Genomic DNA, 22,415 nt, shown 5'->3' with positions numbered 1-22,415 from the left:
GGTTGCCGTCTCGGGTGTCTATGCCCACCTCATCGCGAGCAGGCTCGCTCCCACAGGGGCCTCTGCTAGCCACAGATCCAGTGTGTGCGAGCCTGCTCGCGATGAGGTAGGCGAAGGCCACAAAAAAGCCCGCAGACAATCACTCATCTGCGGGCTTCGTCATTTCAGATGTTGAAGCTCAAGCCTGACGCTCATGCATCCGCGCCAGTTGTCGCTCCAGCATTGAGGGATAAGGCTCCATCAGTCGCTCGACGCAGCATGCGCCTTCCGGGCTGGCGATAGGGCGGATGCGGGCGCGCTGACGGATCAGGGCATCGTCGTTGATCTTGCGCTCCACCAGCAGCAGGTTGCGGCTGTGCTGCGACAGGGCCAGGGCGTCCTGAGCGGTTTCGGTCAGCAGCAGGTCGATCTGGCTCAGGCCGAACAGCCCGTCACCCAAGGTCAGGCCCAACTGCAATTGCAGGGTGATACCGCTGTCGGCGACTTCGATCTGCAACTGGTGTCCCAGGGCTCGGAGCAACTCACCGCAGCAAATGGCATTGGTGAGGTAGTCATCACCGCTGTCCTCGGTGTGGAACAGCATCAGCGTGCTGCCATCGTTCAGGGTGTGCAGTTGGCCCTGATACAGCGATGCGGCCTGGTCGAGGCAGTCGCGGTAACGCTCAAGCAGTTCCTTCAGGCGCGCCTGTGGCAGCCGGCGCAGTTGGTCCTGGGCGCCCAGTTGCACGGCCAGCACGGCACTGTGTTGGGGCAGGTCCGAGGCGACGGGTCTGGCGACCGATTGCGCCTCATCGGCGATTGAGTCGTCACGCAGGTCGGCGAAAGCATCGTCGTCTTCATCGTCCTCCACCGTGCGGACCACGCGGCGTGGTCCGGGCCTGGAGGCGGGGAGAGGTTGGCTTTCGTCGAAGTCCGGGTCCCGCAGGTTACGCACTTCGAAGCCTGGTTCGGCTTCGTCGTCGTCACTGTAGTCGATGTCTTCAGGCTCCGGCACGGGGGCCGGTTCCGGGGCGAAGCTGGCGTGCAGTTGCCGAGCCAGATCGCCAATTTCGTCCTGGCGCTGGGTCGCTGGGGTGTGCTCGTCGATATCCCGCAGCCAGACCCGCAGTTGCAGCAGTGGCGTAGAGATGTGGCGTCCCAGGCGCAGGCTCAAGGCCAGCGCCAGCGCCAGCAATATTGCGCTGAGGATGCCCATGCTTTGCAGGCTGATGGTCATCGGCTGCTGGAACTGGTCCATGTCCAGGCTGATGCGCAGTTGCCCGGCGGTCACGTCCTGGAAGGTGATCCTGCTCTGGTACATACCGCCGGATTCGCCCAGCAGACCCGGTTTGGGACGCTGGCCGGCTTCGGCGAGGATGCGGTTGTCCACGCTATAAATGGCGGCGTGGGCCACCAGTTTGTTTTTGGTGAGGTTGTTGAGCAGCACGTTGAGGCTAAGGATGTCGTTGGACACCAGCAGCTCGGTGGCGGACGTGGCGGTCTGCGTGGTCAGGCTCTCGCCCAGGGCGTCGGCCTGCTCGTGCATGGCCTGCTTGAACTGCAGGCCCATCACGCAGGCATAGATCACCAGGGCCAGGGCGACCAGGATCACGTTATGGCTGGCAATGCGCAATGCAATCGGCACGCGACGGTGGCGCAGTGCACGGAAGATCAGCAGAAAGAAGTTGTCGGTTTTGACTGGCGTGGGCCGGTTCACTGAGCTCGGCTCTTTGTCCGTGAAATTGACGCGCAGTATAGCGACAGGCCCATGACCGGCAAAGCACCGACGGTGCCCGATGGTCACTGAAAGTGGGTAGAATGCGGTTTTTTTCCACCTGCGGGGGTGCGCCTTGCGCGAAATCGTCCTGATAAACATCACTGGCAGTGACCGTCCGGGTCTGACTGCGGCCATTACCGGCGTTCTGGCCCAGGGTGGTGTGAACATTCTCGACATTGGTCAGGCGGTGATTCACGACACACTGTCGTTCGGCATTCTGGTTGAAATTCCGGACGCCGAACAAAGCAAGTCGGTGCTCAAGGACATCCTGTTCACCGCCTACAAGCTCGACCAGCAGGTGCGTTTCACCCCGGTGTCCGAAGCCGATTACCAGCATTGGGTTAACGGCCAGGGCAAGACGCGCCATATCGTGACCCTGTTGACCCGCAAGGTGACCGCCGAGCAATTGCAGCGCGTCAGTTCGATCACTGCCCAATACGGCCTGAACATCGACCACATCGACCGGTTGTCCGGGCGCATGCCGCTGGATACGCCGGATGACAAGGGCAAGGGCTGCATCGAATTCTCCGTGCGCGGCGAGCCGGCCGATCCCCAGGCGCTGCGCGCCGAATTCCTCAGCGTGGCCCAGGAGTTGAACGTCGACATCGCGTTCCAAGAGGACTCGCTGTTCCGTCGCAACCGCCGCCTGGCGGTGTTTGACATGGATTCGACGCTGATTGAAGCCGAAGTCATCGACGAACTGGCCAAGGCCGCCGGCGTGGGCGACAAGGTGTCGGCCATCACTGAGCGAGCCATGGCCGGCGAGTTGGATTTTCGCGCCAGCTTCAAGGAACGCCTGGCGCTGCTCAAGGGGCTGGACGTCAGCGTGCTTGACTCTATCGGCGCCTCCTTGCGCCTGACCGAAGGCGCCGAAACCCTGTTCGCCGAACTCAAGCGTCTTGGCTACAAGACCGCGATCCTGTCCGGCGGCTTCACTTACTTCGCCAAGCAACTGCAGGCCAAGCTCGGCATCGACTACGTGTTCGCCAATGAACTGGAAGTCGTGGATGGCAAGGTCACGGGCGTGGCAGTCGAACCGATCGTCGATGCCCAGCGCAAGGCGGATCTGTTGCGCGAACTGGCCGAGAAGGAAGGCCTGCGCCTGGAACAGACCATTGCTGTGGGCGACGGCGCCAACGACCTGCCAATGCTGGCGATCGCCGGTCTGGGCGTGGCGTTCCGGGCCAAGCCGCTGGTCAAACAGTCGGCCAGGCAGGCGATTTCCACCCTGGGGCTGGATGGCGTGTTGTACCTGCTGGGCTTCAGGGATCGCGACGGACAGCTTTAAGGCCGACGCTTACCTGTGTAGGAGCTGCCGAAGGCTGCGATCTCTTGATCTTGATCTTGATCTTTCGCTGGAGGCTCAATGGGTCTTGGAAAGATCGCAGCCTCGCTTCGCTCGGCAGCTCCTACAGCGACTTCCACAACGAATCAAAATCCCCTTCATTGTCGTGGCCATCTGTGCTGGTCCCTGAATCCTCCTGTCGATAAGCAAACTGGTTGAAGCTGTGCGTGCTGGTCACCCGTCGGTCCAGGCTGGCGCGGCGTTCCTGGCCGTTGGTGTTGATCAGCACTTGCTGGCCTTCCTGGAAAGGCAGGCGGGGCGCGATCATGGTGGGTGGCAGGTCAATGGCGCTGATCTCGGGCAGCAACAACCCTCGCAGGTAGTGACCATGCTCACCCTTTTCCCGTACCAGTTGCAGCCCGCAAGGCTGTGCATGGGGGGCGACCAGCTCGATGCCCATTTGCATGGCGCCATTGCGCACCTGCCTGATCCAGCGCACCACGGCGATGCTCCAGGCTTGATCGTTAGTGTCGCGAATGCCGACCATTTCCCCGGCCTGCAGTTGCTCAGGCACCTCCTTCGGCCAGCCGAGGCAATAACCGCCAGGGCTGTGGTTGATGATGGGCAGGTCGTAGGTCGCGAAGTGGTGCTGGTTGTCGGAGCTGGCGCCGTCGTCATCGGCCGGATTGACCGGATACTCGATTTCTTCATAAGGCAACAGATCACTGTCACCGGCCGCAGCTGCGTCGAAAGCCTGGCTCCAGGTGTCGTTGGTCTTGGTCGGTGTGGCCTCGAACCGGGCCTTGCGCGTTGCAGAATCCTTCAGGATTTCGCTGAAAGAGCGCTCGCCGCCGAGGTAGTAGTGCAAAGCGCTCATGCCCACGCAGAGCGTCAGCGTGCCGTTGCCCTCTGTGCGCTGGAAGCTACGTTCGACCGCTTCGCCCCAGGCCGCTTGCAGGTGATGCAAGGTGTCGGCGTTCATTGCGCCAGGCACGGACAAGGTGTGATCGTCGGGTTGTTCCAGATGAGTGGCAATGGCACGCACCAGCGGCTGCGGATCGAAACCCAGCAGGCTGGGCTGTTGCTCGGCCCTGAACTTGGAGCGATATCTCGGCCCGATATCCAGTTGCGGTGCAACGGCGAACAGGCTCGTGGCGGTGACGGCCGGGTCCAGCGTGACCTTCTGACTCCAGGATTCGAGCACCTCGACGAGTCGCGCAATCTGGCCCTGGCGCAGTTGATTGCTGCGTGAGGTGCCCAGCAGCAGGGCGACCACGTAGGTTTGCTCGACATTCAACTGATGCACCTGGCTGGCCAGTTCATCGCTGACGCTGAGGTGTTGCAGCCGATGGTGGCAGGCGATTCGGTACAACTGATGCAAATCGAGCCACAGCCCTTCGGGTACGGGGCTATACAACTGGCTGATACGCAGCAGCGTGCCGTCCAGGGCATGCATCGCGCGTTGCAGTGCGGTGCTCAGCAGCCGGGCGCGGTCCTTGGAGTATTTCGGCGAGATGCGTGCGACGATCTGTTTGTAACCCATGGCCAATTGGGTTTGCAGGGCCTGGCACAGATTGACGATCTTGCGCGAGCGCTCATCCAGAACGATGGCCTGTTGCAAAAAATGCCGCTCCAGGTGTTTGCAGACGTAATACACCTCGGGCCGCAACAATTCGAGCAGCTGCAGGCGATTATCGCTGGGGGTGAGCAGTTGGTTGAGTTCGCCGATGGCCTGATACAACAGGCGTGCGGTTTCGCCGATATTGGCCTTGGGGAGGTTGGCGATCCAGCGTTTGAGGTCGCGCGGCGTGGCGTCGCAGAACGACAGGCGCGACTGTGTCGGTGTCAAAACGCGCGAAAGCTGGAGAGGGCTGGTCTCATTCATGCCGTGGATGGGCTCCGGCGGGAAATGAAAGGGATGTTCCCAACTCTAGCAGTTGTTGTCGAAAGAAGTGTCCGATCAATGTTAGATAGCATGTGGGAGCGAGCCTGCTCGCGATACGTCAGGTCAGTCGATATCAAAGTGACTGAAAAAACGCCATCGCGAGCAGGCTCGCTCCCACAGTGAGCAATGACTCAGGCTTTTGGCAGCGCCAACCCCTGGCCCATCTGCACTGGCGAGCCGGCCACCAGCTCTTCGGCCCATTTCACCTGGTCCGGCCCGAACAGCACGATGGCGGTCGATCCCAGTTTGAAGCGGCCCAGCTCGGCGCCTTTCTCCAGGTGGATCGGCGCCCGGGCGGCTTCGTCGTAACGGAAGGTTTTCAGCTCACGCTTAGGTGGCGTCACCAGGCCGGCCCAGACGGTTTCGATGGACGCAACGATCATCGCGCCCACCAGCACCACGGCCATCGGCCCGCGCTCGGTGTCGAAAATGCACGCCACGCGCTCGTTACGGGCGAACAGCTCCGGAACGTTTTCGGCAGTGGTCTGGTTCACCGAGAAAATCCGTCCCGGGATGTAGACCATTTCCCGCAGGGTGCCGGCCAGTGGCATGTGCACGCGGTGATAGTCCTTGGGCGACAGGTAGATGGTGGCGAAATCGCCGCCCATGAACGGCGCTGCGTTGGCTGCATCGCCGCCCAGCAGTTCCAGCACGCTGAAGCTGTGGCCCTTGGCCTGGAATACCCGGCCGTGCTCGATGGGGCCGAGTTGGCTGACGGCACCGTCGGCGGGGCTGAGGATCGCCCCCGGTGTTGGGTCCAGCGGGCGGGCGCCTTCTTTCAGCGCTCGGGTGAAGAACGCATTGAAGTGCTCGTAGGCCGTGAGGTCTTCCACCAGCGCCTGGGACATGTCCACCTGATAACGTTTGGCGAACCATTGGGTGAAGGCATTCTTGAACCAGCGCACGCGGCATTCGGCAATGCAGCCGGCCAGCCGAGACAGCAAGTGGTGGGGTAGCAGGTATTGGCTGAGGATGAACAAGCGGTTTTTCATTAACTGTCCTTAAGAACCTTCAGAGCTCGATGGGCGTATCAGGGTGGTTGCCCCATTCGCCCCAGGAGCCGGCATAGCCTTTGACACGCGGATAACCGAGCGCCTTGGCCACCAGATAGGTGAAGCCAGAGCGGTGGTGGGTCTGGCAATGGGTGATGATTTCTTTATCAGGCGTGATGCCCAGCTGTTCGAGGATTTGCGGCATGTCGCTGCGGATGCGCAGGTTGCGTGCCTGATCCATGCCGGCGGTCCATTCGAAGTTGATCGCGCCGGGAATATGTCCGCCTCTGGCTGCGACGACTTTCTCGCCGGAATATTCCAGCGGGCCGCGTGCGTCCCAGATCGCCAGGTCAGCGGCACCGAGGCGGCTTTGCAGGTATTCGCGGGTGGCGGTGGGTTCATCGTGCAGGGTCAGGCTCACCGGGTCTGTGGCGGGCGGCGGCACTTCAGTGGACATCGGCAGGCCTTCGTCCAGCCACGCCAGCAAGCCACCGTCGAGGTAGTGGTAGTTCGAATGGCCGATGACATCCAGCAGCCAGATGAAGCGCCCGGCCCAGCCACCGCCTTCATCGTCATAAACGACGTAGACCGCATTCGGGTTGTGCCCCAGTTCGCCGAACAGCGCCTCGAGGTCGGCTTTTGCTGGCAGCAGACCTGGCGCCGGGGGCTGGCCGAGTTGGGTGCGCTTGGGGTCGACGAAGCGTGCGCCAGGGATGTGCCCGGTGCTGTAGCGGGCGGCACTGGTCAGGTCCACCAGAATCAGTTCGCGGGCGTCGAGGCGCGACAGCAAATCGCTCGGCTCGATTACCAGCGGCAAGCCAGAGAAGTCAGGCATGTGATGTCTCCAGGGGCGCAAAGGGAAAAGATTGTATCAAGATCAGCGACCGCGGTTGGTAAAGCTGTGCAAGGCGCGTTCGATACACTGCACGGTTTTACCGAAGGCCTGCACCGTCACGTCCGAGAAGGGCCCGCCGCCCTGGTCCACCGCCACCAGCATGATCACCCGGCCGTTGCAGGTCAGTGAACGCAACAGCAGGTGTTCGCCGCGAAACAGGCTGCGCAGGCCCGGCGGCAGCAACGCCGAAAACTGAGCGTTGTTGTCCGGGTTCAGGCGAACCTGGGCTTGTTGGGCCTGCAACCGTTGCAACACTTTGCTTTGGCTGATGGAAAAACTCATGGCCGCCGCTTCTTTGGGCAGGCCGGCGATCTGATGCACGCGCAGGCTGGTCTGGCTGCGGTCGGCCATCAGAATCATCACCCGCTGCATGCCGCATGCCACCAAGGCGTCCCGTGCCGAGGTGGTCAGGTGCATGGCGTTGCTGAACGGGCTCGGCTCCATCAGCAGTTCGGCGCATTGTTTGCGCCATTGGGTCAGGTCTTCGGCGCTGGGCGGGGCGGGGGGCAGCAGCCCCGGGTGGACGCGCCGGCTGCCCCGCGGCCAGATCAGCGCCACGGCCGGATGCCAGAGGTCCGGCATGGTGTTATGGCGGGCGCTGTTGACGGCTTGCTGGTGCAATTGCTGCTGGACGTCATCCATGGACATCTGCAGATACAAACTCGTGAGATATTGCCAGCGGGTACTGTGAGGGCCGTCCCACGCCTGTTGTGCTGAAAGGGCCAAGCCATTGGCCAGTAGCACCGTGTTGGCTGGCTGATTGAGCCAGCGCCGCAGGGTCGGGTCATCGTCCAGGCGATTTTGCTGGCGCAGCGGGTGTTCGCTATCCCGGGCGATGCGTAGCACTTTCACCAGCTCGCGGCGTTCGTTGAGCAGCAGGCGGTAGCCCTGCGCCACCCAGACCGGCAGGCGCCAGGTCTCCACCAGCGCCAGGCAGATTTTCAGCAGGCCGACGCCGAACAGCTCGCGTTCCACCTTGCTCGCTGATTGGCCTTTATGCACAACCCGCAGTTCCCACTCTTTCAGCAATCCTGGATGAGTCAGGGCCAGCGGCCAGAGTGGTGACAGAAACAACAGGCTGCCCCAGTGGATGTCTTGCCACAACCGCGCCAGGCGGCTGGCAAAAAAACCGTTGGCTTGTTGCGTGGCGTGCTGGCTGATCAATTGCAGTTGACGCAGGGCGATGGGTATTTGCTGCTCCGGCAAGGACGGCAGGCGGGCGAGCAATTCTTCGGTGCGCTTGAGGCCGAGGCGGTTGATGGCCACTTCGAGATTTTCTGCCGGTTCGGCAAAGTTGCCATGGGTGTGATGGTTGGCTTCACGGATGACGCTCAGCGCCAGGGCGGGGCTGTCCTGGATCAGCTCGGCAATGTCACGCAGTGAACGGCGGCTGTCGCCAATGGCTTTGCAGACCAGGTCATGACTGGCCTGGGGAACTGGCAGATGGACGCCCTCGAGCAGCTTTACCCAGCCTTCGAGCGTGGTCGGTCGTGGAGTTGGAACCTTCGTTTCGTTAGCCATGGCTGGACGCGATCATCATAGGGAGTATCTACGCCCGGAACGGGGCAAATTGGCTTTTCGCCTGAACTGGCTATAGTCTGGCGCAGTTTTGCCGATAAGTAGAAGAAGAGATTTTTCAGCTTCCGAATATGACCTTGAACCCGACTTAAATAAGTACTTTCTATCTATGGCTAAAATTATCGGCATCATTGTCGTGTTCGCGAGCGTTCTGGGCGGATACGTGCTCTCCCATGGCAAGATTGCCGCCCTGGTCCAGCCCTTTGAGGTCCTGATCATCGGCGGCGCGGCCCTTGGCGCATTCCTGCAGGCCAACCCTGGCTACATGACGATGCACGTGCTCAAGAAGTCTTTGAGCATGTTCGGCTCGCGTTTCAGCCACACTTTCTACCTTGAGGTGCTGGGGCTGATCTACGAGATCCTCAACAAGAGCCGCCGCGAAGGCATGATGGCGATCGAAGGGGATATCGAAGACGCAGCGTCCAGCCCGATCTTCGCCAAGTACCCCACGGTGCTCAAGGATGAGCGCATGACGGCGTTCGTCTGTGATTACCTGCGCATCATGTCGTCCGGCAACATGGCTCCCCATGAGCTCGAAGGCCTGTTCGACATGGAGCTGTACAGCCTCAAGGAAGACCTGGAGCACCCGTCTCACGCGGTCAACGGCATCGCCGACGGCATGCCGGGTTTCGGCATCGTCGCGGCGGTATTGGGCATCGTGGTGACCATGGCCTCCCTGGGCGAAGGCGACCAGGCATCTATCGGCCTGCACGTAGGTGCGGCACTGGTAGGTACCTTCTTCGGTATTCTCGCCGCCTATGGCTTCTTTGGCCCGTTGGCCCATTCCCTGGCCCACGACGCCAAGGAAGAACTCAATGTCTACGAAGCCATCAAGGCTTCGCTCGTGGCCTCGGCCTCGGGCATGCCGCCATCGCTGGCTGTGGAGTTCGGTCGCAAGGTCCTGTACCCGGCGCACCGTCCAAGCTTCGCCGAGTTAGAACAAGCGGTTCGCGGTCGCTAAGATGGAAAACAACCAGCCGATCATTATCAAGCGCGTCAAGCGCATAGCCGGCGGGCATCACGGGGGCGCCTGGAAAATCGCCTTCGCCGACTTCGCGACGGCGATGATGGCGTTCTTTCTGGTGCTGTGGCTGCTGTCCACCGCGACTCCAGAGCAGAAAATCGCCATCGCCGGTTACTTCAAGGACCCGGTGGGTTTTTCCGAAAGCGGCACGCCTTACATCATCGACTTGGGCGGCTCGCCGGTCCTGGCGCCGGAAAACACCCTCAACCCTGAAGTCGAATCCCAGCCTCAGCCCGACAAGGCGACGGTAGACGCCAATGACGCCGAAGGCATGGCCGAGGAGGTCGAGCGCGAGCGTCTGGAGTTGTTGCTGCAAGAGTTGCAGAACAAAGTCGAAGAGAACCCTCAACTGCAGAAGTTCAAGGACCAGATCCTGTTCGAAATCACGCCGAACGGCTTGCGCATCCAGATCATGGACGCCGAAAACCGTCCGATGTTCGACTCCGGCAGCGCGCGCCTGAAGCCTTATTTCGAAGATATTCTGCTGGCCATGGCCGACACCATCAAAGCGGTGCCGAACAAGATCAGCATCAGTGGTCATACCGATGCCAAGCCCTTCATTGGCAAAGGCGATTTCGGTAACTGGGAGCTCTCCGCCAATCGCGCCAACGCGGCCCGTCGGGCCCTGGTGGCTGGCAGTTATCCGGATGAGCAGGTGGCGCGGGTGGTCGGTTATGCCTCCTCGGCGCTGTTCGACCGCAAAGACCCGTTCAACCCGGTCAACCGGCGGATCGATATCGTGGTGTTGACCAAGAAGGCTCAGAAAGCCATCGAAGGTTCGCAAACCGATGACCCGGCGCCAGACCCGGCCCAGGGCGCCGGTGCGCCGGGTGAAGTGCCGGTCACGCCTGGCGCGCCGGAGGATCCGAACGCATTGCCGGCGGACCAGCAGCCTGTTCCCGCCCATGAGGTGCGCGAGCGTCTGAATCTGTTCGATGATCTGGTGCCGAAACCGGCCGAGCCGCCTGCGCAGTGAGGCCTGCTTGCTTTTGTGGCGAGGGAGCTTGCTCCCGCTCGGCTGCGAAGCAGTCGTAAACCGGCGGGTGCGGTGTGTCTGATGCTCCGCATCTGACAGCTTTTGGGGCTGCTTCGCAGCCCAGCGGGAGCAAGCTCCCTCGCCACAATTGTGTCTGGCTTACCTTTCTTTCAGGTCAGTAACTGCTTTCCGGCAAGCTGGCGATGATCGAGCGATAGCTGTTCATCCGTTGCTGTTGCACACGACCGTCTTCCAGCGCCTTGAGCAGGGCGCAACCGGGTTCGCGGTCGTGCTTGCAGTCGCGGAAACGGCAGGTGCCGATCAGGTCGTTGAACTCGATGAACCCCGCTTCCACATCGGCTCGGCTGACGTGGCCCAGGCCAAACTCGCGGATGCCCGGCGAGTCGATCAACTCACCGCCGCCGGGGAAGTGGAACAACCGCGCAGTGGTGGTGGTGTGAGTGCCCTGGCCGGACAGCTCGGACAACGGCCCGACGCGCGTCTCGACTTCCGGCAGCAGGCTGTTGACCAGCGACGACTTGCCGACGCCGGACTGGCCGACAAACACGCTGATGCGTCCGTCCAGTTGTTCCTGCAATTTCTCCATGCCATCGCCGTGGTGAGCCGAAACTTCCAGCACCGGGTAGCCCAATTGCCGATAGACCGAGAGCAATGCGTTCAGCGCCGGGGCGTTGTGTTCATCGATCAGGTCGAACTTGTTGAGCAGCAACAATGGGCGGATGCCGGCGTGTTCAGCCGCTACCAAATAGCGGTCGATCAGGTTGGCGTGGGGCTCAGGCAGCGGGGCGAAGACGATGACGATCATGTCGACGTTGGCCGCCACCGGCTTGAGCTGGCCTCGGCTGTCCGGACGACACAGTTCGGTGTGGCGGGGCAGCTGAGCCACGATCACACCGATGCCTTGGTTGCCGGCGCGCCAGACCACCTGGTCGCCGGTCACCAGAGCGGGCAGGTTGGCTCGCAGGTGGCAGCGGAATACCTGGCCGGCCAATTCGCCTTCACGGGCCTCGACCTCGACCTGTACACCGAAGTGGGCGATCACCAGACCGGTCTGTTCAGGGCCCAGATCGCCGCCCTCCAGCGCTTGTACCGCGCTGGATTCGCGTTTGGCGGCGCGGGCGGCGCGCTCGCCCTGGATTTTTTCGATGCGCCAGTTTTGACGACGATTGAGTTGGCGTTTGGCCATGGGTGTTCCGTATGAAGAATGCAGCGATTAGGTAAAACGGCCGCGAGTTTAGCACGCTCGAGGCCCTGCCTCGGGTTTGAACGAAAAGTCGCCGAGCGGCGATCAGGCAAGGCCATAACAGGCGAGGGAGCGGAGTTGACTGGTTGTCAATGAGCATGCCGAGCCTGTTTTCAACGCAGCATGATCGTCGCGCAAGCACTTTTCGTTCAAAGCCTAAGCTAAACTGCGCAGCTACGCCGAGGAGCTCCCCCATGCAGAACCCGCAGAACCTGATCTGGATCGACCTGGAAATGACCGGTCTGAACCCGGACACCGACGTCATCATCGAAATGGCCACCATCGTCACCGACAGTGATCTCAACACCCTGGCCGAAGGCCCTGTGATCGCGATCCATCACAGCGACCAGATCCTGGCCGGTATGGACGAATGGAACACTCGCCAGCATGGCGGCTCAGGCCTGACCCAACGGGTGCGCGAGAGCAAAATCAGCATGGCTGAAGCCGAAGCCCAAACCATCGCCTTTCTCGAGCAGTGGGTGCCCAAGGGCAAGTCACCGATCTGTGGCAACAGCATCTGCCAGGATCGTCGCTTTCTCTATACCCACATGAAATCCCTGGAAAGCTACTTTCACTACCGCAACCTGGACGTCTCCACCCTCAAGGAACTGGCCGCCCGCTGGGCACCTGAGGTGCGTGACAGCTTCCAGAAGGGCGGCAGCCACCTGGCCCTGGACGACATCCGCGAGTCCATCGCCGAGCTGCAGCATTACCGCAAGCATTTCATCAAGTTCTGATTGAAGCGCACTGCGCTCTTGTGGCGAGGGGATTTATCCCCGTTGGGCTGCGCAGCAGCCCTCTAAAAAGCCAACACTTGATCGGTTTGGCACCTGAGTAGCCGTTTTGGGCTGCTGACGCAGCCAGCGGGGATAAATCCCCTCGCCACAGGTACTGTGGTGGGCATGTCAGGGGCTGCCCTCTTTTGGTGCCTGCCCAAACTGGCTAGACTGCGCGCCTTCCTGCAAGGACCGCCATCATGTTGCTGATGCTTTATCTGATCGCCATCACCGCCGAAGCCATGACCGGCGCCTTGTCTGCCGGGCGTCGTGGCATGGACTGGTTTGGTGTGGTGCTGATCGCCTGTGTCACCGCGTTGGGTGGCGGCTCGGTGCGCGATGTGCTGCTCGGTCATTACCCGCTCACCTGGGTCAAGCACCCGGAATACTTGGTGCTGACCACCGCGGCGGCGATGCTGACGGTGTTCCTGGCGCGCTGGATGCGTCATCTGCGCTCGCTGTTCCTGGTGCTCGACGCCGTAGGCCTGGTGGCGTTCACCCTGATCGGCTGCATGACCGCCCTGGAAATGGGCCATGGCATGTTGGTGGCTTCGGTCAGTGGCGTGATTACCGGCGTTTTCGGTGGCATCCTGCGGGACATTTTTTGCAACGATATCCCGCTGATCTTCCGTCGCGAGCTGTATGCCAGCGTCTCGTTTGCCGCAGCGTGGTGCTACATGCTCTGCGTCTATCTGCAGTTGCCGAGTGAACAGGCGATCCTCATCACCTTGTTCGGCGGTTTCCTGCTGCGGCTCCTGGCGATCCGCTTTCACTGGGAAATGCCGAAGTTCGTCTACAACGACGAGGTCTGACGCTCGGCGTGTTGGCGCAACGCCCACTCCACATGCTCGCGCACCAGTTCCGATGGGTAATCGCGCCGCGCTTCAAGCGCTTGCATGACCGGGATGGTTGAAGGTGCATTCCCCAGCCCCACCGCCAGGTTGCGCAACCAGCGTTCGTACCCGGCGCGGCGCAGGGGCGAGCCCTCGGTACTGCTGAGGAATTTTTCCTCGTCCCACATGAACAGTTCGGCCAACCCGGCGTTGTCCAGGTTGTGTCGCGGTTTGAAGTCGCTTTCTCCAGACGGTCGGGCGAAGCGGTTCCACGGGCAGACGATCTGACAGTCATCGCAACCGAACACCCGATTACCAATCAACGGCCGCAGTTCCTCGGGGATGGCGCTTTTGAGTTCGATGGTGAGGTAGGAAATGCAGCGTCGGGCATCCAGGACGTAGGGGCCGACGAAGGCATTCGTAGGACAGATGTCCAGGCATGCGGTGCATTTTCCGCAGTGTTCGCTGGCGTGGGGCGGGTCAACCGGCAGCGGCAGGTCGACGAACAGCTCGCTCAGGAAGAAATAGCTGCCGGCCTTGCGGTTCAGTACCAGGGTATTTTTACCGATCCAGCCCAGCCCAGCCTGCTCGGCGATGGCTTTTTCCAGCACCGGTGCGCTGTCAACGAAGGCGCGATAACCGAAGGGACCAATGACCGCCTGAATTTTTTCTGCCAGTTGCTGCACGCGTTTACGGATCAATTTGTGGTAATCGCGGCCCAATGCATAACGCGAGACGTAGGCCTTTTCCGGTTGGCCGAGCATCTGCGCCATTTGTGTGTCGCCCGCCAGGTAGTCCATGCGCAGGGAAACCACGCGCAATGTACCTGGCACCAGCTCCTCGGGGTGCGAGCGTTTGCTGCCGTGGGCCGCCATGTAATCCATCTCGCCGTGATAGCCCGCGTCGAGCCAGCGCTGTAGATGTTGCTCGTGCTTGGCCAGGTCCAGGCCGCTGATGCCGACCTGCTGGAAACCCAGCTCGCGACCCCAGTCCTTGATGGATTGGGCGAGGGCGGGGAGGTCTGTGGGGATGACGGGCATGAGGCGAGAGAAACCGGAGCTGAGATGCGTATAATTCTGCCAGACATCGGAGCCCGAAGACGCATGCCGCACACTAAAGATGATTTTCCCGACGCGCTGTACAGTGCCGCGCAGGTCCGCGACCTCGACGCACAACTGATCGCGGCAGGCACCACTGGCTTCGAATTGATGCAGCGTGCCGCCCGCGCCACCTGGCGCGCCATTGTCCGGCACTGGCCAGACGCCGGCGAGCTGACGGTGCTGGCCGGTCATGGCAACAACGCCGGCGACGGCTATCTGGTGGCGACCCTGGCCCGACGCGCCGGGTGGTCTGTGCGGGTGCTGACGGTGGGTGAGCCCCGGCGTTTGCTGGGGGATGCCGCCAATGCCCACGCCGAGGCGGTGGCGGTGGGTGTGCCGGTTGAGCCATGGTCGGACGAATCCGACTTGCGCGGTGTGCTGCTCGACGCCTTGCTCGGCACGGGATTGAGTGGCGAAGTCCGCGAGCCCTACGTCCGGGCAATCGACACCATCAACGTCAGTGGCCTGCCAGTGGCCGCGGTGGATATCCCTTCGGGGCTGTGTGCCGATACGGGACGGGTGCTGGGGACAGCAGTGGTGGCCGACCTGACCGTAACCTTCATTGGTCTGAAGCTGGGTCTGTTCACTGGCGATGCGGCGGATCGGGTCGGTGAACTGATATTCAATGATCTGCACGCCGATCCCGACATCGTCGAGGCGGCGCCGGCCACGGCGCGGCTTCTGCAGCCCGATAATCTGCCTGGCCTGGCGCCGCGCGCGCGCGCATCCCACAAAGGCAAGTTCGGTCATGTTCTGTTGATCGGCGGCGATCGAGGTTTTGGCGGGGCCATCCAGATGAGCGCCGAGAGTGCCCTGCGTTGCGGCGCGGGGATGGTATCCATGGCCACTCGCAACGAGCATGTGTCTGCGGCGCTGACACGTTTACCCGAAGTCATGGTGCAGGGCACCCACTCAGCCAACCAATTGATGGGGTTGCTTGAGCAGGCCAGTGTGTTGGTGGTGGGGCCGGGCCTCGGTCAGGCCGCGTGGGGACGTAGCTTGTTGTCGGTAGCGGCCAACGCATCGCTGCCTCAGGTGTGGGATGCCGATGCGCTGAACCTGCTGAGCAGTGGCGCGGTCAGTTTGCCCGAGCACTGTGTGATCACCCCTCATCCGGGCGAGGCGGCGCGGCTTCTGGGTATCTCCACGGCTCAGGTGCAGGCCGATCGTCCGGCGGCGGCCCACGCATTAAGCAAAAAATACGCGGCCACAGTGATTCTCAAAGGCGCTGGCAGCCTGATTGCCAGTGCGGACGGTCGCCTGTCGGTTTGCAGTCAGGGCCATCCGGCCATGGCCACGGCGGGCCTCGGCGATGTGCTGGCAGGGGTGGTTGGCGCATTGCTCGCCCAGGGCATGGATGGCTTCGACGCCGCCTGCCTGGCGGTGTGGTTGCATGCCAATGCCGGTGCGCAAGCCGGTCAGTCGGGCCGGGGGTTGGCGGCGACCGATCTGATCCCGGCCATTCGTCAGTTGTTGGAGGAGCATTCACCGTGTCTGAAGTAACCCTGTACGTGGCGGACGAACAAGCCATGACGCAATTGGGCGCGCGCATTGCGCGTACCACGGCAGGCCATGGTCTTATTTTTCTGGAGGGCGACCTCGGCGCGGGAAAAACCACCTTGTCCCGCGGCATTATTCGTGGCCTGGGACACGTCGGCGCAGTGAAAAGCCCTACGTTCACGTTGGTTGAACCCTACGAAATCGGCGACATTCGTGCCTTCCATTTTGACCTGTACCGACTGGTGGACCCTGAAGAGTTGGAATTCCTCGGTATCCGCGATTATTTCGAAGATGACGCCTTGTGTCTGATCGAATGGCCCCAGAAGGGTGCAGGCTTTTTGCCAAAGCCTGACCTGACCATTACCATTGGCGCGCAGAACGGTGGGCGTTCGTTGATACTGACGCCGCAAGGCTCGCGTGGCGAGTCGTGGTGTGCCGCTTTGGCATTGGAAACTAATTGATGATGGGGTTTGGTATGCGCTTTCGCGCGGTGGTTACTGTCGTAGGACTGTTGCTTACGGCATTGGCCGTCGATGCTATGGCTGAGACAAAGGTCAGCAGCGTTCGTCTGTGGCGAGCGCCGGACAACACACGGCTGGTGTTCGACCTGACGGGACCGGTGCAGCACAGCGTATTCACCCTGACCGCTCCGGATCGCCTGGTGATCGACATCAATGGCGCATCCCTGGGGGCGCCGCTGACTGCCGCCACCGCCAACACGCCGATCACGGCCATTCGCTCGGCCCAGCGCACCCCGACTGATCTGCGGGTCGTCGTCGATCTGAAAAAGGCGGTGACCCCGAAAAGTTTCACCCTGGCGCCCAACGCCCAATACGGCAACCGACTGGTGGTGGACTTGTTCGACAACCCGGGCGATGCAGCGCCGCCGCCTGCGCCGCCGACCAAAGTCGCCACAGTGCCGGCGGTACCGGTCACGCCCACTGAGCCTGCTCTCAAGCTACCGCCGGCGCCATCCGGCAAGCGCGATATCATCGTTGTGATCGATGCCGGTCACGGTGGTGAGGACCCTGGTGCCTCTGGCTCGCGAGGACAGCGTGAAAAGGACGTGGTGTTGTCCATCGCCCGTGAGTTGCAGCGCCAGGTCAATGGTATGAAGGGCTTTCGCGCGGAACTGACCCGTACCGGAGACTATTTCATCCCCTTGCGTGGCCGTACCGAAATCGCTCGCAAGAAGGGTGCAGACCTGTTTGTCTCGATCCATGCCGACGCCGCCCCTTCAAAAGCCGCGTTCGGGGCCTCGGTGTTTGCCCTGTCCGACCGGGGGGCTACCTCCGAGACCGCCCGTTGGCTGGCTGACAGCGAAAACCGTTCCGACCTGATTGGCGGTGCCGGCAACGTCAGTCTCGATGACAAGGACCGCATGCTCGCCGGCGTGCTGCTCGATTTGTCGATGACCGCCTCGCTGACGTCCAGCCTGAACGTCGGTCAAAAAGTCTTGAGCAACATTGGGCGTGTCACGCCGTTGCACAAGCGACGTGTCGAACAGGCGGGGTTCATGGTGCTCAAATCGCCGGACATCCCGTCGATCCTGGTGGAAACCGGCTTCATCTCCAACGCCAACGAAGCCTCGAAGCTGACCTCCTCCAGTCACCAGCAGGCCCTGGCCCGTTCCATCAGCAGCGGTGTGAGGCAGTTCTTCCAGCAGAACCCGCCGCCGGGCACCTACATCGCCTGGCTGCGAGACTCGGGCAAGATCGCCCAGGGGCCGCGAGACCATCGGGTCAATCCTGGCGAAACCCTGGCAATGATCGCGGTGCGCTATCAGGTGTCGCCCGCTTCCTTGCGCAGCGCCAACAACCTTAAGAGCGACGAGCTCAAGATCGGCCAGACCCTGACCATTCCCGGCAATGAAGTGGTGGTCAAGCAATGAGCGATGAACTGGCCGGCAGCAATGCCCGCATCGAACTGCTCAGCCCCCGGCTGGCGAACCAGATCGCCGCCGGTGAGGTGGTCGAGCGTCCGGCGTCGGTCATCAAGGAGTTGCTGGAGAACAGCCTCGACTCCGGGGCCAAACGCATCGACGTGGATGTCGAGCAGGGTGGTGTCAAGCTATTGCGGGTGCGCGATGACGGGGGCGGCATTCCGGCCGACGACCTGCCGCTGGCCCTGGCGCGCCACGCCACCAGCAAGATCCGCGACCTGGAAGACCTTGAGCGGGTCATGAGCCTGGGGTTCCGTGGCGAGGCACTGGCCTCCATCAGTTCGGTGTCGCGCCTGACGCTCACCTCGCGTACCCGTGAAGCTGACCAGGCCTGGCAAGTCGAGACCGAGGGCCGGGACATGGCCTCCCGCGTCCAGCCTGCGGCCCATCCGGTGGGCACCTCGGTGGAAGTGCGCGACCTGTTCTTCAATACCCCGGCCCGGCGCAAGTTTCTCAAGGCCGAGAAGACCGAATTCGATCATTTGCAGGAAGTCATCAAGCGCCTGGCCCTGGCGCGTTTTGACGTGGCGTTCCATTTGCGCCACAACGGCAAGACCATCCTCAGCCTGCACGAGGCCCATGATGATGCGGCCCGGGCTCGCCGCGTCGGCGCTGTCTGCGGTGCGGGTTTCCTGGAACAGGCGTTGCCCATCGAAGTGGAGCGCAATGGCCTGCACCTGTGGGGTTGGGTCGGGCTGCCGACTTTTTCTCGCAGTCAGGCGGACTTGCAGTACTTTTACGTGAACGGGCGGGCGGTGCGCGACAAGCTGGTCGCCCACGCGGTGCGCCAGGCCTATCGCGACGTGTTGTTCAACGGTCGGCATCCGACTTTCGTGCTTTTTTTCGAAGTCGATCCCGCGGTGGTGGACGTCAACGTGCACCCGACCAAGCATGAAGTACGCTTCCGTGACGGGCGTATGGTGCACGACTTCCTTTACGGCACCTTGCACCGCGCCCTGGGCGACGTGCGTCCGGAGGATCAACTGGCGGCCCCGGCAGCGGTGGCTGGCATGGTTCGGCCGACGGGGCTGGAGGCCGGCGAGTTCGGTCCCCAGGGCGAAATGCGTCTGGCGGCCAATGCACTGTTGGAACAACCCCAGCCCCAGCCGAGCTACAACGCGGCGGGGACTGGCTCCGGCAGCGGCTATCAGTATCAATACACGCCACGCCCGCAATCGAACGTGCCGGCAGCCGAGGCGCAGGCGGCTTATCGCGAGTTTTTCAAACCCCTGCCTGAGACCGGTGCGGCGGCGTTGCCGGACGGCCAGGGTGATATTCCGCCACTGGGTTATGCCCTGGCGCAGCTCAAAGGCATCTATATCCTCGCGGAAAATGCCCAAGGCCTGGTCCTGGTGGACATGCATGCCGCCCACGAGCGGATTATGTACGAACGGCTGAAGATCGCCATGGCCAGCGAAGGCCTTAGCGGACAACCGCTATTGGTGCCTGAATCCCTGGCGGTCAGTCAGCGTGAGGCTGACTGCGCCGAGGAGCATGTGAGCTGGTTCCAGCGCCTGGGCTTTGAGCTGCAGCGCCTGGGCCCGGAAACCCTGGCGATCCGGCAGATCCCGGCGTTGTTGAAACAGGCCGAAGCCAACCGACTGGTCAGCGACGTGCTGGCGGACCTGATGGAGTACGGCACCAGCGACCGGATCCAGGCGCACCTGAACGAACTGCTCGGCACCATGGCCTGTCACGGCGCAATTCGCGCCAACCGGCGTCTGGCCTTGCCGGAAATGAATGGCCTGCTGCGGGATATGGAAAACACCGAGCGCAGCGGTCAATGCAACCATGGCCGGCCGACCTGGACCCAACTGGGCCTGGACGACCTGGACAAACTGTTCCTGCGCGGTCGCTGATGAGCCCGTTACCACCTGCGATCTTTCTGATGGGGCCGACCGCTGCCGGCAAGACCGATCTGGCCATTGAGTTGACCAAAGCGCTGCCCTGCGAGCTGATCAGCGTCGATTCGGCCTTGGTCTACCGGGGTATGGACATCGGCACGGCCAAGCCGTCAAAAGAGCTGCTGGCCGAGTTCCCGCACCGACTGATCGACATCCTGGATCCGGCCGAAGCTTACTCGGCAGCGGATTTTCGTCGCGATGCCCTTCAGGCCATGGCCGAAATCACCGCCAGAGGCAAGATTCCGCTGCTGGTGGGCGGCACGATGCTGTACTACAAGGCTCTGGTCGAGGGGCTGGCGGACATGCCGGCCGCCGACCCCAACGTGCGCGCGCAGATCGAAGAAGAGGCTGCACGCCTTGGCTGGCAAGCCCTGCATGAGCAACTGGCGGTCATCGACCCGGAGTCGGCGGCCCGCATTCACCCCAACGACCCGCAACGGCTCAGCCGGGCGCTGGAGGTCTATCGGGTCAGCGGGCAGAGCATGACGGCCCTGCGACAGCGACAATCTGCGCAAAGTACTGAAGCAGCCGCTTCGGGAATGCAACAATTGCCCTATACTGTCGCCAATCTGGCCATCGCTCCGGCGAACCGGCAAGTGCTGCATCGGCGAATTGAACAAAGATTCACATTAATGTTGGAACAGGGATTCATAGACGAGGTCGTAGCCCTGCGTGAGCGAAGTGACCTGCATGCCGGGTTGCCGTCTATACGTGCGGTGGGTTATCGACAGGTCTGGGACTATCTGGACGGCAAGCTGACGTCAGCCGAGATGCAGGAGCGTGGAATCATTGCCACGCGCCAATTGGCGAAACGCCAGTTCACCTGGCTGCGGAGCTGGACTGACTTGCATTGGCTTGACAGTCTTGATTGCGACAATCTGCCGCGCGCCTTGAAATACCTTGGGACCATCTCCATATTGAGCTGAGTCCTTGCAATTGCCGTCTATCCTTGGGGGTGTGACGGCCCAAGCCATCTGATTCCGATTTTAATTATTGATCCTTAAAGGAGTGCGGCACATGTCAAAAGGGCATTCGCTACAAGACCCTTACTTGAACACTTTACGTAAAGAGAAAGTTGGGGTGTCCATCTATCTGGTCAACGGGATCAAACTGCAAGGCCATATCGAGTCTTTCGACCAGTTCGTCATCCTTTTGAAAAACACCGTCAGCCAGATGGTCTACAAGCACGCGATCTCGACAGTCGTGCCTGTGCGTGCGATTCGTCTGCCTAGCGCAACCGAATCCGAAGCCGGTGACGCTGAACCGGGTAACGCTTGATAGGAGTCTCCTTTGTTCTTTGAGCGCCACGGTGGGGGTGAGCGGGCCATTCTCGTTCACTTGGATGGACAAGACCCTGAGGCGCGCGAAGATCCGCAGGAGTTTCAGGAATTGGCACTTTCGGCCGGCGCCGAGACCGTCGCGTTTTTTAACGTGCCGCGTCATCGGCCAACCGCCAAATACCTGATAGGTAGCGGCAAGGTCGAGGAATTGCGCGACCTGGTCAAAACCGAGCAGGTCGACCTGGTGATTTTCAATCACATCCTCACGCCCAGTCAGGAGCGTAACCTCGAGCGTGTGTTCGAGTGCCGCGTGATCGACCGGACGGGGTTGATTCTCGATATCTTCGCCCAGCGCGCCCGTACCCATGAAGGCAAGCTCCAGGTCGAACTGGCCCAGCTTGAGCACATGAGTACGCGACTGGTTCGTGGCTGGACCCACCTTGAGCGGCAGAAGGGTGGTATCGGTCTGCGCGGTCCGGGTGAGACCCAGCTGGAAACCGACCGGCGCCTGCTGCGGGTTCGCCTGCGCCAGATCAAGGGGCGTCTGGAAAAGGTCCGCAGCCAGCGCGAGCAATCCCGGCGTGGCCGCAAGCGTGCTGATATCCCGACGGTTTCATTGGTGGGTTATACCAACGCCGGCAAATCGACGCTGTTCAATAACGTGACCCAGTCCGATGTCTACGCCGCCGACCAGCTGTTCGCCACGCTCGATCCGACCCTGCGCCGGCTCGACTTGGACGACCTCGGGCCGATCGTACTGGCCGATACCGTGGGCTTCATTCGGCACCTGCCGCATAAGCTGGTCGAGGCTTTCCGGGCTACGCTCGAAGAGTCGAGCAACTCCGACCTGCTGCTGCACGTGATCGATGCCGCCGAGCCGGACCGGATGCTGCAGATCGAGCAGGTCATGGTGGTGCTGGGCGAGATCGGAGCCCAGGACTTGCCGATCCTCGAGGTATACAACAAACTCGATTTGCTCGAAGGCGTGGAGCCGCAGATCCAGCGCGATGCCGATGGCAAGCCGCAGCGGGTCTGGTTATCGGCCCGCGACGGCTCCGGCCTCGACCTGCTCAAGCAGGCCGTGGCGGAGCTGCTGGGCAACGACCTGTTTGTTGGCACGCTGAAGTTGCCGCAACGTTTCGCCCGGCTGCGGGCCCAGTTCTTTGAGCTCGGAGCGGTGCAGAAAGAAGAACACGACGAAGAAGGCATCTGCCTGCTGGCGGTTCGCCTGCCTCGGACGGAGCTCAATCGACTGGTCAGTCGCGAAGGGCTGCAGCCGATGGAATTCATCGAGCAACACACTTTGCAATAAAAGCCTGAGAAAGCTGTGTCAGGCATTCTGTAGCATTGGTCGGCGCGCCGTGG

Annotated in this window: 19 protein-coding genes; 12 read left to right on the top strand and 7 right to left on the bottom strand. The window is 61.8% G+C overall.

Features of this window, described 5'->3' with window-relative positions:
- Positions 1 to 178: 178 nt before the first annotated feature.
- Positions 179 to 1,696: an AhpA/YtjB family protein gene (locus BM132_RS00810; RefSeq protein WP_092452382.1), complete on the bottom strand. Its 1,518-nt coding sequence runs from the start codon at positions 1,694 to 1,696 to the stop codon at positions 179 to 181.
- Between the two features lie 133 nt (positions 1,697 to 1,829).
- On the opposite strand from BM132_RS00810, the gene serB reads away from it, so the two are divergent.
- On the top strand, positions 1,830 to 3,044 hold the full coding sequence (serB, locus tag BM132_RS00805) for a phosphoserine phosphatase SerB (protein ID WP_092395722.1): 1,215 nt from the start codon (positions 1,830 to 1,832) through the stop codon (positions 3,042 to 3,044).
- Positions 3,045 to 3,165: 121 nt separating this feature from the next.
- On the opposite strand, the gene BM132_RS00800 is transcribed toward serB, so the two are convergent.
- From BM132_RS00800 to BM132_RS00785, 4 genes are all read right to left on the bottom strand, one after another.
- The gene (locus BM132_RS00800; protein ID WP_092452380.1) at positions 3,166 to 4,926 is read right to left on the bottom strand and encodes a molecular chaperone; all 1,761 of its coding nucleotides are present in this window, start codon (positions 4,924 to 4,926) and stop codon (positions 3,166 to 3,168) included.
- A 191-nt stretch (positions 4,927 to 5,117) separates the two neighbouring features.
- The gene (asd, locus tag BM132_RS00795) at positions 5,118 to 5,978 is read right to left on the bottom strand and encodes an archaetidylserine decarboxylase (RefSeq protein ID WP_092452377.1); all 861 of its coding nucleotides are present in this window, start codon (positions 5,976 to 5,978) and stop codon (positions 5,118 to 5,120) included.
- A gap of 19 nt (positions 5,979 to 5,997) precedes the next feature.
- Positions 5,998 to 6,813, bottom strand: coding sequence for a thiosulfate sulfurtransferase (gene rhdA / locus BM132_RS00790; protein ID WP_092452374.1), 816 nt, complete (start codon positions 6,811 to 6,813; stop codon positions 5,998 to 6,000).
- Between the two features lie 42 nt (positions 6,814 to 6,855).
- Positions 6,856 to 8,394, bottom strand: a complete 1,539-nt coding sequence (locus tag BM132_RS00785; protein WP_092452371.1) for an HDOD domain-containing protein — start codon at positions 8,392 to 8,394, stop codon at positions 6,856 to 6,858.
- A 166-nt stretch (positions 8,395 to 8,560) separates the two neighbouring features.
- On the opposite strand from BM132_RS00785, the gene motA reads away from it, so the two are divergent.
- The gene (motA, locus tag BM132_RS00780) at positions 8,561 to 9,412 is read left to right on the top strand and encodes a flagellar motor stator protein MotA (protein WP_047227299.1); all 852 of its coding nucleotides are present in this window, start codon (positions 8,561 to 8,563) and stop codon (positions 9,410 to 9,412) included.
- Between the two features lies 1 nt (position 9,413).
- On the top strand, positions 9,414 to 10,451 hold the full coding sequence (gene motB / locus BM132_RS00775) for a flagellar motor protein MotB (RefSeq protein ID WP_092452369.1): 1,038 nt from the start codon (positions 9,414 to 9,416) through the stop codon (positions 10,449 to 10,451).
- A gap of 175 nt (positions 10,452 to 10,626) precedes the next feature.
- On the opposite strand, the gene rsgA is transcribed toward motB, so the two are convergent.
- Complete coding sequence (gene rsgA, locus BM132_RS00770; RefSeq protein ID WP_092395734.1) at positions 10,627 to 11,658, bottom strand: small ribosomal subunit biogenesis GTPase RsgA; 1,032 nt, start codon at positions 11,656 to 11,658, stop codon at positions 10,627 to 10,629.
- A gap of 251 nt (positions 11,659 to 11,909) precedes the next feature.
- Here rsgA and orn point away from each other — a divergent pair, with 251 nt between their 5' ends.
- Together orn and BM132_RS00760 are read left to right on the top strand one after the other, a co-directional pair.
- Positions 11,910 to 12,452: an oligoribonuclease gene (gene orn, locus BM132_RS00765; RefSeq protein WP_092452366.1), complete on the top strand. Its 543-nt coding sequence runs from the start codon at positions 11,910 to 11,912 to the stop codon at positions 12,450 to 12,452.
- A 236-nt stretch (positions 12,453 to 12,688) separates the two neighbouring features.
- Positions 12,689 to 13,303 carry a trimeric intracellular cation channel family protein gene (locus BM132_RS00760; RefSeq protein WP_177193311.1) on the top strand — a complete coding sequence of 205 codons (615 nt, stop codon included), beginning with the start codon at positions 12,689 to 12,691 and terminating at the stop codon, positions 13,301 to 13,303.
- Here the strand turns inward: BM132_RS00760 and queG are convergent.
- On the bottom strand, positions 13,285 to 14,364 hold the full coding sequence (gene queG / locus BM132_RS00755; protein WP_092395740.1) for a tRNA epoxyqueuosine(34) reductase QueG: 1,080 nt from the start codon (positions 14,362 to 14,364) through the stop codon (positions 13,285 to 13,287). The two genes, BM132_RS00760 and queG, sit on opposite strands and share 19 nt — an antisense overlap.
- Positions 14,365 to 14,427: 63 nt before the next feature.
- Between queG and BM132_RS00750 the strand changes: the two genes are divergently transcribed.
- From BM132_RS00750 to hflX, 7 genes are all read left to right on the top strand, one after another.
- A complete protein-coding gene (locus BM132_RS00750) occupies positions 14,428 to 15,927 on the top strand; it encodes an NAD(P)H-hydrate dehydratase (protein WP_092452363.1) in 1,500 nt (499 codons plus the stop codon).
- Positions 15,915 to 16,385 carry a tRNA (adenosine(37)-N6)-threonylcarbamoyltransferase complex ATPase subunit type 1 TsaE gene (gene tsaE / locus BM132_RS00745; RefSeq protein ID WP_047227306.1) on the top strand — a complete coding sequence of 157 codons (471 nt, stop codon included), beginning with the start codon at positions 15,915 to 15,917 and terminating at the stop codon, positions 16,383 to 16,385. Before BM132_RS00750 ends, tsaE begins: the two co-directional genes overlap by 13 nt.
- The gene (locus BM132_RS00740; protein ID WP_092395744.1) at positions 16,385 to 17,815 is read left to right on the top strand and encodes an N-acetylmuramoyl-L-alanine amidase; all 1,431 of its coding nucleotides are present in this window, start codon (positions 16,385 to 16,387) and stop codon (positions 17,813 to 17,815) included. Before tsaE ends, BM132_RS00740 begins: the two co-directional genes overlap by 1 nt.
- Complete coding sequence (gene mutL, locus BM132_RS00735) at positions 17,812 to 19,725, top strand: DNA mismatch repair endonuclease MutL (protein WP_092452360.1); 1,914 nt, start codon at positions 17,812 to 17,814, stop codon at positions 19,723 to 19,725. The genes BM132_RS00740 and mutL overlap by 4 nt, the downstream gene beginning before the upstream one ends.
- Positions 19,725 to 20,696, top strand: coding sequence for a tRNA (adenosine(37)-N6)-dimethylallyltransferase MiaA (gene miaA / locus BM132_RS00730; protein ID WP_092452358.1), 972 nt, complete (start codon positions 19,725 to 19,727; stop codon positions 20,694 to 20,696). The genes mutL and miaA overlap by 1 nt, the downstream gene beginning before the upstream one ends.
- A gap of 91 nt (positions 20,697 to 20,787) precedes the next feature.
- Positions 20,788 to 21,048, top strand: a complete 261-nt coding sequence (gene hfq, locus BM132_RS00725; RefSeq protein WP_047227310.1) for an RNA chaperone Hfq — start codon at positions 20,788 to 20,790, stop codon at positions 21,046 to 21,048.
- 12 nt (positions 21,049 to 21,060) lie between these two features.
- The gene (gene hflX, locus BM132_RS00720; RefSeq protein WP_092395750.1) at positions 21,061 to 22,362 is read left to right on the top strand and encodes a ribosome rescue GTPase HflX; all 1,302 of its coding nucleotides are present in this window, start codon (positions 21,061 to 21,063) and stop codon (positions 22,360 to 22,362) included.
- Positions 22,363 to 22,415 lie beyond the last annotated feature (53 nt).

This window comes from Pseudomonas sp. NFACC45, from assembly GCF_900113505.1.
Lineage (GTDB): Bacteria > Pseudomonadota > Gammaproteobacteria > Pseudomonadales > Pseudomonadaceae > Aquipseudomonas > Aquipseudomonas tehranensis.
The sequence above is the reverse complement of the archived record's forward strand: the minus strand, read 5'-3'. Positions and strand labels throughout refer to the sequence as shown.

Excerpts from the sequence above, each read along its gene's own strand:
- BM132_RS00800 (WP_092452380.1), bottom strand. The coding sequence starts at position 4,926 with ATGAATGAGACCAGCCCTCTCCAGCTTTCGCGCGTTTTGACACCGACA.
- asd (WP_092452377.1), bottom strand. The coding sequence starts at position 5,978 with ATGAAAAACCGCTTGTTCATCCTCAGCCAATACCTGCTACCCCACCAC.
- rhdA (WP_092452374.1), bottom strand. The coding sequence starts at position 6,813 with ATGCCTGACTTCTCTGGCTTGCCGCTGGTAATCGAGCCGAGCGATTTG.
- BM132_RS00785 (WP_092452371.1), bottom strand. The coding sequence starts at position 8,394 with ATGGCTAACGAAACGAAGGTTCCAACTCCACGACCGACCACGCTCGAA.
- motA (WP_047227299.1), top strand. The coding sequence starts at position 8,561 with ATGGCTAAAATTATCGGCATCATTGTCGTGTTCGCGAGCGTTCTGGGC.
- motB (WP_092452369.1), top strand. The coding sequence starts at position 9,414 with ATGGAAAACAACCAGCCGATCATTATCAAGCGCGTCAAGCGCATAGCC.
- rsgA (WP_092395734.1), bottom strand. The coding sequence starts at position 11,658 with ATGGCCAAACGCCAACTCAATCGTCGTCAAAACTGGCGCATCGAAAAA.
- orn (WP_092452366.1), top strand. The coding sequence starts at position 11,910 with ATGCAGAACCCGCAGAACCTGATCTGGATCGACCTGGAAATGACCGGT.
- queG (WP_092395740.1), bottom strand. The coding sequence starts at position 14,364 with ATGCCCGTCATCCCCACAGACCTCCCCGCCCTCGCCCAATCCATCAAG.
- BM132_RS00750 (WP_092452363.1), top strand. The coding sequence starts at position 14,428 with ATGCCGCACACTAAAGATGATTTTCCCGACGCGCTGTACAGTGCCGCG.
- BM132_RS00740 (WP_092395744.1), top strand. The coding sequence starts at position 16,385 with ATGATGGGGTTTGGTATGCGCTTTCGCGCGGTGGTTACTGTCGTAGGA.
- mutL (WP_092452360.1), top strand. The coding sequence starts at position 17,812 with ATGAGCGATGAACTGGCCGGCAGCAATGCCCGCATCGAACTGCTCAGC.
- miaA (WP_092452358.1), top strand. The coding sequence starts at position 19,725 with ATGAGCCCGTTACCACCTGCGATCTTTCTGATGGGGCCGACCGCTGCC.
- hfq (WP_047227310.1), top strand. The coding sequence starts at position 20,788 with ATGTCAAAAGGGCATTCGCTACAAGACCCTTACTTGAACACTTTACGT.